We start from the raw sequence: 11,209 nt of genomic DNA, 5'->3' as shown, positions 1-11,209 counted from the left end.
CCGCGCCGGTGGGCGCCGGGCGGAGGCACCGGTGCCCACCGCCTCGGCGCGGGCGTCCGTCCGGGCATCCCTCTCGACCATGACATCCCCCTCGACCGACCCGGAGGCCGCTGTGCGCCGTGACCGTCGTGTGCTGCGCGGCTCCGTCCGTATCCCGACATCGAAGCCCGATACTCAACGCGCTTTGCTGATGGGCGCGTTGGCGACCGGCAGTACGGCCGTGACGCGGCCGAACGTGTGCTCGGAGTCGCTGGTGCTCCAGGAGGCGTGCGCGGAACTGGGCGCGCGTTTCGTCGCGGAGCCCGAGCACGACCGGATCGTGGTGACGGGCACCGGCGGCGCTCCGCTGCGGCCGTCCACGATCCTGCGCGCCGCGGGCTCCGGTTTCGCGCTGCGCCATCTGGTCGCGGTGACCAGCCTGGTCGAGGGGCCGTGCGTGCTCACCGGCGACCAGCGCCTCGCGCAGCGCCCGCTCACCCCGCTGCTCGACGCGCTGACCGAGCTGGGCGGCAAGCTGGAGACCGCCGACGCGGGGCTCGGCCTGCCACTGGTCAACTGGGAGCACGGCCTGACCGGCGGCACCGTACGCGTCCCCGCCGACGAGACGTCGCAGTTCGCCAGTGCCCTGCTGCTGGTCGCGCCGTACGCGTCGGGTCCGGTGACGGTGGAGGTCCCGGCGCCGGTCGTCGGCGCGCCGTACATCCGGATGACGGTCGCCATGATGCGTGAATTCGGCGCCCGGGTGCGGCTGCCGTACGGGCCGGGGGAACCGCCCGCGCCGGGCGGCATCGGCCCGGATGCGGACCTGCGGCGGATCGAGGTGCGCCCCGGCGGCTACCGCGGCCGGGATCTCCTGGTCGGCCCGGACGCGACCTCGCTCTTCTACTTCATCGCGGCGGCCGTGGTGACCGACGCGGACATCGTGGTGCGCGAGGTGCCGCTGGGCCGGCACCCGTTCCTGGACGACGTGGTCACGGTGGGCCGCAGGCTGGGCGTACGGATCGACCGGGAGGGCCCGGACATCCGGATCGTCTCGGGCCCGCCGCCGGCGGCGCCGCTGGAGATCGACGCCACCGGCATCCCCACGCTGGTGCCCGCGCTGGCCGCCGTCGCCTCCGACCTGCCCGCCGGGCTGCGGGTGACCGGCGCCCGGCACATCAGGCACCACAAGACCAGCAGGCTCGCGGTGGTGATGGACCAGCTCGCCCGGCTCGGCCGGCCACTCGCGCCCGTGCTGCGCGACGGCGCGCTGGACGGCTTCGAGACGCTGCCGGCCGGGCCGCCCGCGGCGCTCGACGTGGACGGCCACGGCGACCACCGCAATGTGATGGCGCTGCACATCGCGGGCCTCGCGCTGCCGGAGACGGTCACCGTGGCGGGCGCCGAGACCCTCTCGACGTCCTTCGCCGACTTCCTGCACTGCTTCCGGGGCCTGGCAGCGGGGCGGCGGGGCACGGACGGCGCCCTGGTCACCGACGCCGGGCGGCCCTGATCGGCGCACGGCGCACAACACACGGCACGCGACACACGGCGCACGGCCGCGGGCCCGCGAAGCCCGCGCGGCTCGCAGACATCCGCACCAGCCCACCGGAAACGGAGTCCACGGTGAATTCCAGCCAGACCCTGTACCTGCGCCCCGGCACGCCGCTGACCGGCGCGATCCGCCCGCCGGGTGCCAAGAGCGGCACCGTACGCGCGCTGCTGTGCGGCACCCTGGCGGCCGGCACCACCCGGATCGAGAACGCCGGGTCCGGTGACAACATCCGGGCCATGGCCACCGCCTGCCGGCTGCTGGGCGCGCGGATCGACGAGGGCGATGACCGTACCTGGACGGTCGAGGGCGTCGACCACCGGCTGCCGGAGACGGCCGAGCTGGACGCCGGGAATTCCGGCATCGTGCTGCGGCTGCTCACCGCTGTCGGCGCCGCGCTCCCGCACTGCACGGTCGGCACCCGCAACGCCGCCTCGCTCGGCCGCCGCGGCAATCACGAAATCATCGACACCCTGCGGCAGTTCGGCGCGCGGGCGGTGGGCCGGGGCGACGAGGCGTGCCCGCCGCTGGTCGTCGGCCGCGGCGCGGGGCTGCGCGGCGGCCGGGTCACGGTGTCGGGCAGGCGCAGCTCCCAGTTCCTGTCCGGGCTGCTGTTCCTCGCGCCGCTGGTCGGCTCGGACGTGGAGATCGAGGTGGTGGACGGCCTCAGTTCCGTCCCGATGGCGATGACCAGCGTGACGGCGCTGGCCAGGGCGGGCATCACCGTGGACGTCTCGGACGACCACCTGCTGTACCGGATCGCGGGCGGCCAGCGGTACCGTCCGGCCGAGTTCGCCGTCGCCAGCGACGCGTCCAGCGTGGCAGGGCTGCTCGCCGCCGCCGCTGCCGTACCCGGCTCGGTCACGGACGTGAGCGGCTTCGCGGGCGACGACCTCGGCACCGCGGCGATGATCGACGCGCTCGGCACGATGGGCGTACGGATCGACCGGCGCGGCTCCGTCCTCACCTGCCACGGCGCGCGGACCGTCCGGCCGATCCAACTGGACGGTTCCGCCTGCCCGGACAGCATCCTGCCGATGGCCGCGCTCGCCGCCTTCGCGGACGGCACGAGCGTGTTCTCCAACGTGGAGACGCTGCGCTTCAAGGAGTGCGACCGGATCACCGACTTCTGCCGCGAACTGGCCGCCGCGGGCGTCGCGGTGGAGGAACGGCGGGACGCGATCATCGTGCACGGCCGGGGCGCCGTGGCGGGCGGCACCGAGGTGTTCGGGCACCACGACCACAGCGTGATCATGGCGATGGCGACGATCGCGCTGCGCAGCGAGCGCGGGCTGACGATCCGCGGCTGCGACGCGGTCGGCCAGACCTATCGCGGCTTCTTCGACGATCTGCGCACGCTCGGCGCGGACGTCACCGAGGTGCCCGATGCGGCCGGGGCCGCAGATGTGCCCAACACCGTTGCGGGGACGGCCGGTTCACCCGAATCCGACGCCCGGGAGGCGACGATGAGCGACGAGCGGTACGACGAGCGGTACGCGGACAGCCTGCGGCGGATCACCGAGGGCATCCGGGCCTGGAACGCGCGGTGCGCCGCGCAGGACCCGGCGGTGCTGGAGGTCCAGCCGGCGCCCGGCGTCTGGTCGATCAAGCAGAACACCTGGCATCTGGCGGACGCCTTCGAGGCCACCACGATCCGGCTGCGCGCGATGCTCACCGAGGACGGCCCGCAGTTGCTGCGCTTCGACGCCGACGAGTGGGCCGCCGACCGCGACTACCAGGGCCGGCCCTGGTACGAGGCGATCGCCAAGCTGAACGAGCAGCTCGGCCGGCTGATGGTGACCGCGTCCGGTCTCGACGCGGCCCAACTGACCAGGCCGGGACGGCAGTACAACATCGCGGTCAACATCCTGGGACGGCCGACCGAGGAGCTGAGCGTGCTCGACCTGCTCGAATTCGAGGCGGCCCATGTGGACGAGCACACCGAGAGCACCGTGAAGATCATCGACGAGTTCGGCGCCCCCGCCGTGGGCGCGCCCACGGCCGGCGGGCCCGACGGGCAGCGGTGACGGGCACCGCCGTCGGCAGCAGCACCCCGGAGCAGCGGAAGCCGGAGCAGCAGGAGTCGGCCCAGCGGAAGCCGGAGCAGCGGGAGTCGGACCGGCACCGGGAACTGCGGCGCGCCCGCCGCTGGTTCGGCTTCCTGCTCAGCGAGTGGAGCGTCTCCAATGTCGGCTACTACGCGGTCCAGTCGATCCTCTCGCTGTACTTCCTCACCTCGCTGCACCTCAGCCCGGGGGCGGCGGGCAGCCTCGTCCTGGTCACCTCGATCGCCTTCCGGCTGAACCGGATCTTCCTCGCGCCGCTGATCGACCGGATGCGGCCGCGTACCGCGGTCTTCTGCGGCCTGCTGGTCGGCGCGGCCGGCTATCTCGGCCTCGCCGCCACCCGCTCCCCGCTGCTGGTGACGGCGCTGCTGCTGGTGATCGGGGTCGGCGGCGCGACCAACGCGCTGTCGGTCAAGACACTGGCCGCGGAGCTGACGCCGGGCACCGACTCGCCGCTGCTGCGCTACGCGTCGCTGAGCACCGGCCTCAATCTGGCGGCCGCTACGGGGCCGTTGATCGCGGCCGCGCTCTACCCGGCGCACAGCGTCGGCTGGGTCTTCGCCCTGGCGGCGCTCGGTTACGCGGCCGCCGCCGTCCTGGCGCTGTTCGTCCCGGCGTCGGCGCACGAGTCGGGGCAGCGGCCGACCTGGCGGCGCACCAGCCGCGGTGTGCTCGCCGATCCGGGCTTCCGCCGGGTGCTGATGCTCACCGTGGTCGGCTTCTTCCTCTACTCCCAACTCTTCAGCACCCTCCCGTACTTCGTGACCGAGGGCCTGGACCGGCCGGGGCTGCGCGGCTCGTACTTCACGCTCAACGCGGTGCTGGTGATCGCCGGTCAGATCCCGCTGGGCCACTGGCTGCAGCGCACCGCGCGCCCGGAACACCGGGTGGTGCTGGCCGGTTACGCGCTCTTCCTCACCGGTTTCGTCCTGCTGTGGGCCGCGCCGCGCTGGTGGATGGCGTACGCGTCGGTCACGCTGTGGACGTTCGGCGAGATGCTGATCATGCCGACGCTGGACACGATGACCGCGCGCACCCTCCAGCCGCAGCAGCGGATGGTCGGCTTCTCCTTCGCGGGCGTCGCGATGTCGGTGGGCGACGGGCTCGGCGGCGCGCTGGGCGTGGCGCTCGCGGGCTGGCTGCACGAACACCACCGGCTGACCGAGCTGTACGGGGTGATGGCGCTGCTCGCGGTCGTCGTCCTCGCGCTGCCGGTCTACCGGCTGACCGGCGGGCGGGCGGCGGAGCCCAACCGGCAGGCGACCCCCGGCCCCGCGAAACCCCCGTCCGACCAAGGGAGTTCATGATGGACGACGGCGACCAGAAGCCGCGCAGGATCCTGGTGATCATGGCGCATCCCGACGATGTCGACTACGGCGCCGCGGGCACGGTGGCGCGCTGGACGGCGGAGGGGCACCTGGTCACCTACTGCGTCGTGACCGACGGCGACGCGGGCTCGGACGACCCCGACGTCGACCGGTCGTGGCTGGCGACCACCCGGCGGGCCGAGCAGCGCACGGCGGCGGAGATCGTCGGGGTGCGCGAGGTGGGCTTCCTCGGTTACCGCGACGGCTGTGTCGAGCCCGGCCTGGGGCTGCGCCGCGACCTGGCCCGCGCGATCCGCAGGGCCCGCCCGCACCTGGTCCTCACCCACAGCCCCGACCGGGACCTGGTGCACGTCAAGGCGAGCCACCCCGACCACCGCGCGGTCGGCTCCGCCGTCCTGGACGCGGTCTACCCCGACGCCCGCAATCCGTGCGCCTTCCCCGAGCTGATCCGCGACGACGGACTCGCCGCCTGGACGGTGCCGGAGGTGTGGGTACGCGGCGGTCCGGCCATCGACCACCACGTCGACGTCACGGACACCTTCCCCCTCAAAATGGCCGCGATCCGCGCCCACCGCAGCCAGGGCGGCCAGTCCGACGACTTCGAGACCACGATGCGCACCCGGCTCGCGGCCCTCGCCCGTACAGCGGGCCTGCCCGAGGGCCGGCTGGCGGAGGCGTACCTGCGGATCGACACGGCCTGACCGGCCCGGCCGGACCGCCTCGTGAAGCCGAAACGTCCGGATCGGGTGAGAATGGCCGGACGGACGTATCGACGGCATGTGAGGTGGCTCGCTGGTGGGCACGGACGACGGCGGTTCCGGGGGCGGGGCGGCGACGCGGTATCTGGTGACCGGGGCGACCGGCTACATCGGCGGGCGGCTGGTGCCGGTGCTGCTGGCGCGCGGCGGCGCGGTGCGCTGTCTGGTCCGGGACCCGGCGCGGATCAGGGACCAGCCGTGGGCGGGCAGTGTCGAGCCGGTGACCGGGGACGTGACGCGCCCGGAGACGCTGGACGCGGCCCTCCAGGGGGTGGACGTCGCCTACTACCTGGTGCACGCGCTGGGCACAGGGTCAAGCTTCGAGCGGACCGACGCCGAGGCGGCACGGAATTTCGGCCGGGCCGCGGCGCGGGCCGGGGTGCGCCGGATCGTCTACCTCGGCGGGCTGACCCCGTACGGTGTCCCGGCCGCCGAGCTGTCGCCGCACCTGCGCTCGCGCGCCGAGGTCGGCCGCATCCTGCGCGGGTCCGGGGTGCCGACCGCCGAGCTGCGGGCCGCGGTGATCCTCGGTTCCGGCTCCGCGTCCTTCGAAATGCTGCGCTATCTGACCGAGCGGCTGCCGGTGATGGTGACGCCGAACTGGGTCGGCACCCGCATCCAGCCGATCGCGGTCCGCGACGTCCTGCGGCTGCTGTCGGGCGCGGCGCACCTGCCGGCCGACGTCAACCGCACCTTCGACATCGGCGGCCCCGATGTGCTGACCTACCGCGAGATGATGACCCGTTACGCGGCCGTCGCCGGGCTCGGCCACCGTTTCGTGCTGCCGGTGCCGGTGCTCACACCGGCCCTGTCCAGCCACTGGGTGGGCCTGGTGACGCCGGTGCCGCGCTCCATCGCCCGGCCGCTGGTGGAGTCGCTGCGCCATGAGGTGGTGTGCGGCGAGCACGACATCACGGCGTACGTGCCGGATCCGGCGGGCGGTCCGCTGGGCTTCGACGACGCGGTCCGGCTCGCGCTGCGCCGGATCAAGGACGCCCGGGTGGAGACGCGCTGGTCGTCGGCGTCGCTGCCCGGCGCGCCCAGCGACCCGCTGCCGACCGACCCGGACTGGGCGGGCGGCAGCCTGTACGAGGACGTGCGGGAGCTGATGGTGCCCGCCCGTCCGGAGGCGGTGTGGCGGGTGGTGGAGGGGGTCGGCGGCGAGAACGGCTGGTACTCCTTCCCGCTCGCCTGGGCGGTACGCGGCTGGCTGGACCGGCTGGTGGGCGGGGTGGGGCTGCGCCGCGGCCGGCGCGACCGGGACCGGCTGCGGGTCGGCGACTCGCTGGACTTCTGGCGGGTGGAGGAGATCGTGCCGGGCCGGCTGCTGCGGCTGCGCGCCGAGATGCGGCTGCCGGGTCCCGCCTGGCTGGAGCTGTCGGTGGCGGACGCGGGCGGCGGGCGGACCCGCTACCGGCAGCGTGCGCTGTTCCACCCGCGCGGCCTGGCCGGCCATCTGTACTGGTGGTCCGTCAAACCCTTCCACGGTGTGGTCTTCAGCGGCATGGCCCGCAACATCACCGAGCGCGCCCGCCACGCGGGCTGACCGTTCGAGAGGTCAACAGGCCGCGTCCACAAGGGAGTTCGGCACCCGGCCGGCCCCGGGAGCGACGGCGGCACCGGCCGCGGTCCGGCCCGTACCAGCACCGGAAAAACGTTATCCGGCCCGGCCGCGACGGTGTCTGTCCTAAGGATTGACAGTGTTCAAGCTGTGTATGAGACTCCCCCGGAGAGCGCTCTCCGTCGTCATCTCCGGCCACTGCGCGACGAGTCCGGAGCCCCCGTAGCCGCCACCGTGGATGCCGCCGCCTGTCGCTCGTCGCCGCTCCGGCGACGGCCTCCACGGTGATCGAGTCATCACACCCCCACGTGGAGATGCCCATGAGCCTCCTGTCCAGACTCCTCAGATCCGTCCGGCGGCGCAGACCGCTGGTCGCGGTCGCCCTCGCGGCGGCCCTGGCCACCGGTGGTGCCCTCGGCACCACGACCGGCACCGCGCACGCCGCCGACACCCTGCTGTCGCAGGGGAAGACGGCCACCGCGTCCTCGACGGAGAACGCGGGCACACCCGCCTCGGCCGCCGTGGACGGCGACGTCGGCACCCGCTGGTCGAGCGCCGCGTCCGACCCGCAGTGGCTCCAGGTCGACCTCGGCGCGTCGGCGACCGTCACCTCGGTCTCCCTCAACTGGGAGACGGCGTACGCCACCGCCTTCAAGATCCAGGTGTCGGACAACGGCACGGCCTGGACCGACGTCTACTCCACCACCACGGGGCCCGGCGGCAAGCAGGCGCTCTCCGTAAACGCTTCCGGCCGCTATGTCCGCATGTACGGGACGGCCCGGGCCACCGGATACGGCTACTCGCTGTGGGAGTTCCAGGTCTTCGGCAGCATCGGGACCACCGGCGGCGCCTGCGGCACCACCAACGCCGCGCAGGGGAAGACGGCGACCGCCTCCTCCACGGAGAACGCGGGCACTCCCGCTTCGGCCGCCGTGGACGGCGACCCGGGCACCCGCTGGTCGAGCGCGGCCTCGGACCCGCAGTGGCTCCAGGTCGACCTCGGCGCGTCGGCGTCGGTCTGCAAGGTCGTGCTGACCTGGGAGGCCGCGTACGCCACCGGCTTCCAGATCCAGGTCTCGGACACCGGGACCGGCGGCTGGACGACGGTCTACTCCACCACGACCGGCACGGGCGGCTCCCAGAGCCTGAATGTGACGGGCACCGGGCGCTACGTCCGGATGAACGGCACCGCGCGCGCCACCGGATACGGCTACTCCCTGTGGGAGTTCCAGGTGTTCACCACCGGGGGCGGCGGCACCACCACTCCCCCGCCGACCGGCGGCGACGGTGACTTCTCCGGCACCGTGATCTCCGCCTACAAGCAGGTGTCGGCCTCCTCCTACGAGGGCGGCAACGCGCCGGCCGCCGCACTCGACGGCCGCACCACCACCCGCTGGTCGAGCCTGGCCACCGACGACCAGTGGCTCCAGGTCGACCTCGGCAACATCGGCACCATCAGCGGCATCGTGCTCAACTGGGAGTCCGCGTACGGCAAGGGCTACCACATCGACGTCTCAGACAACGGGACGGCGTGGACCCCGATCTACTCCACCACCAACGGACCCGGCGGTGTCGAACGGCTGCCCGTCACCGGCAAGGGCCGCTACGTCCGGCTGACCGGCACCGCCCGCGCCACCGGATACGGCTACTCGCTCTGGGAGTTCCAGGTGTACGGCACGGTGGACGCCTCCACCGCGACGCCGCCGCTGCTGTCGGGACCGACCAAGGCCCCGGCCACGCTCAACCAGTTCCAGCTGGCCGCCCCCGCCGACAAGGCGATGGTCACCAACACCCGCCGCCCGGCCCTGAGTTGGAACGCGGTCGGCGGCACCGCCCACTACGAGGTGTGGCTGAACATCAGCCGGACCGACTACGACTTCACCGCGTCGGGCAATCTGCTCGACCTCTACACCAAGGTCGCCGAGCCCACCGGCACCAGCTACACGCCGAGTTGGGACATCACCGACCGCTGGACGTACAAGTGGTACGTCGTCGCGGTCAGTGGCTCGGGGGCGCGGACCACCTCCAACATCCGCACCTTCAGCGTCTATCTGCCGGACGTCGAGCAGGTCGCGGACGGCGTCAACATCATCAACGGCGCCCGGGACCTCAACAAGGACGGCACGATCGAGCCGTACGAGGACTGGCGGCTGCCGGTCAGCACCCGGGTCGGTGATCTCCTGGGGCGGATGACGCTGGAGGAGAAGGCCTTCCAGATGTTCTACAACGTCCAGTCGTACCCGATGTCCGGCTGGCACTTCGGTCCCGCGCAACCCGCCGACCTGGACAATGTCCTGAAGTCCACGGCGGCCACCCGGCTGGGCATCCCGCCGGTGTCCGCGGGCGACACCACCGCCGGCTACCAGACCACGTATCCGTTGCAGAGCACGCTGTCGGCGGGCAAGGACTATCCGCTCGACTACAAGCTCGGTGACATGCAGCGCCGCGAGGAGCTGGAGGTCGGCGCGCGCGGCACCCTGTCGCCGCTGGCCGAGGTCGGCACGAAGGTGCTGTACCCGCGCATCCAGGAGGGCGGCGGCGAGAACGCCGACGTGGCGGCGGCCCAGCTGCGGGCGCTGGTCGCGGGCCTGCAGGGCGGCCCGGAGCTGAACCCCGGTTCCGTGCTGGCCACCGTCAAGCACTGGCCGGGCGAGGGCGCCGGCGGCGAGGCGGGCATCGTCTACGACGGGGTCACGATCAAGTACCACATGATCCCGTTCAAGGCCGCGATGGAGGCGGGCGCGGTCAACATCATGCCGGGCTACGCGGGCAGTTCGTACCTCGACCCGGGCGGTCCGGGCGCGGGCGACAGCGCCAAGATCCTCACCTACCTGCGGCAGAACCTCGGCTACACCGGTCTGATCACCACCGACTGGCTGCCGTCGGGCGCGTGGATCAACGCGGCCAACGCGGGCTCCGACGTGATGGGCGGCGCCGACCCGGGCGCCGAGGGCTTCACGATGGCGAGCTTCGAGAACGGGGTGCCGCTGGCCCGGATCAATGACGCGGTGACGCGGATCCTCACGCTCAAGTTCGAGCTGGGCATCTTCGACCACCCGTACGGCGACCCCGTGAACGGCCCGTACCGCTTCCACCAGCCGAGCTACACCGCGCTGGCCAACCAGGCGTCGCGGGAGTCCAACACGCTGCTGAAGAACGACGGTGTGCTGCCGGTCAAACTCAACTCCGGCGACAACATCGTGGTGGCCGGCGACCGGGCCACCGACGGGGCGGCGTGCTGCATCTGGTCCAGCTACTTCCACCCGGACTACGGCTCGCTGGACCAGCTCGACGCGCTCAAGGCGAGAGCCGCCAAGGCCGGGGTGAACGTCTACCAGGGCACCGGACCGACGCCGAAACTGGCGGTGGTCTACGTCGGCGAGCCCTCGTACACCCACGCCACCGCGTGGCCGGACACCCAGCCGTATCTGCCGGCCGACCAAGTGGCCCTGATCCAGAACTACAAGAACCAGGGCATTCCGGTGGTGGTCGTGCTGACGCTGCCAAGACCCATCGTCATCAGCGACTGGAACAACATCGCCGACGCCATCGTGGTGACCTACCGCGGCGGCGAGGAGGTCGGACCGGCCACGGCCAGTCTGCTCTTCGGCGACTACACCCCGCACGGCAAGCTGGCCTGGCAGCTGCCGCGCAGCCTCGACCAGGTGCTCAAGCCCGGTGGCGGCGACAATCAGGCCGACGCCAACGAGGCGTGGGACCTGCCGTACGACCTGGGTGCCACCGCCGCCGAACGCGCCGACATCCGGGCGAAGATCGACGCCGGGCAGACGGTGCCGACGACGTACGGCAATCCGCTCTATGCGTACGGGGCCGGTCTGACGAGCTGGTAGTCACCGAACGGTCCTTCTGTTCCACCAGTGAGGAACGAGCGCCCCTCGCCGGCTCCGGCCGGCGGGGGGCGCTCGTCCGTGCCGTCCGGTTCGGGTCAGCGGGCACGGCCCGTG

At 72.7% G+C, this 11,209-nt stretch carries 6 protein-coding genes; all 6 read left to right on the top strand.

Annotation, left to right across the window (positions count from 1 at the left end; genetic code table 11):
• The first annotated feature begins 79 nt into the window (after positions 1 to 79).
• The 6 genes from BM076_RS02360 to BM076_RS38415 all read left to right on the top strand — a co-directional run bounded on the left by BM076_RS02360 (position 80) and on the right by BM076_RS38415 (position 11,095).
• Positions 80 to 1,492 (top strand): 3-phosphoshikimate 1-carboxyvinyltransferase, encoded by a 1,413-nt coding sequence (locus BM076_RS02360; RefSeq protein WP_143120504.1) that lies wholly within the window; start codon positions 80 to 82, stop codon positions 1,490 to 1,492.
• A gap of 113 nt (positions 1,493 to 1,605) precedes the next feature.
• Complete coding sequence (gene aroA, locus BM076_RS02355) at positions 1,606 to 3,558, top strand: 3-phosphoshikimate 1-carboxyvinyltransferase (protein WP_093711590.1); 1,953 nt, start codon at positions 1,606 to 1,608, stop codon at positions 3,556 to 3,558.
• On the top strand, positions 3,555 to 4,904 hold the full coding sequence (locus tag BM076_RS02350; protein WP_177246287.1) for an MFS transporter: 1,350 nt from the start codon (positions 3,555 to 3,557) through the stop codon (positions 4,902 to 4,904). The genes aroA and BM076_RS02350 overlap by 4 nt, the downstream gene beginning before the upstream one ends.
• Entirely contained in the window at positions 4,904 to 5,626 is a 723-nt protein-coding gene (locus tag BM076_RS02345; RefSeq protein WP_245795650.1) for a PIG-L deacetylase family protein, read from the top strand. Before BM076_RS02350 ends, BM076_RS02345 begins: the two co-directional genes overlap by 1 nt.
• Before the next feature lie 94 nt (positions 5,627 to 5,720).
• Positions 5,721 to 7,229 (top strand): SDR family oxidoreductase, encoded by a 1,509-nt coding sequence (locus tag BM076_RS02340; RefSeq protein WP_177246286.1) that lies wholly within the window; start codon positions 5,721 to 5,723, stop codon positions 7,227 to 7,229.
• Positions 7,230 to 7,564: 335 nt separating this feature from the next.
• Positions 7,565 to 11,095 (top strand): discoidin domain-containing protein, encoded by a 3,531-nt coding sequence (locus BM076_RS38415; protein ID WP_093711586.1) that lies wholly within the window; start codon positions 7,565 to 7,567, stop codon positions 11,093 to 11,095.
• Positions 11,096 to 11,209 lie beyond the last annotated feature (114 nt).

Origin of the sequence: Actinacidiphila alni (genome assembly GCF_900112845.1) — a bacterium.
In the GTDB taxonomy this organism is placed as follows: domain Bacteria; phylum Actinomycetota; class Actinomycetes; order Streptomycetales; family Streptomycetaceae; genus Actinacidiphila; species Actinacidiphila alni.
The sequence above is the reverse complement of the archived record's forward strand: the minus strand, read 5'-3'. Positions and strand labels throughout refer to the sequence as shown.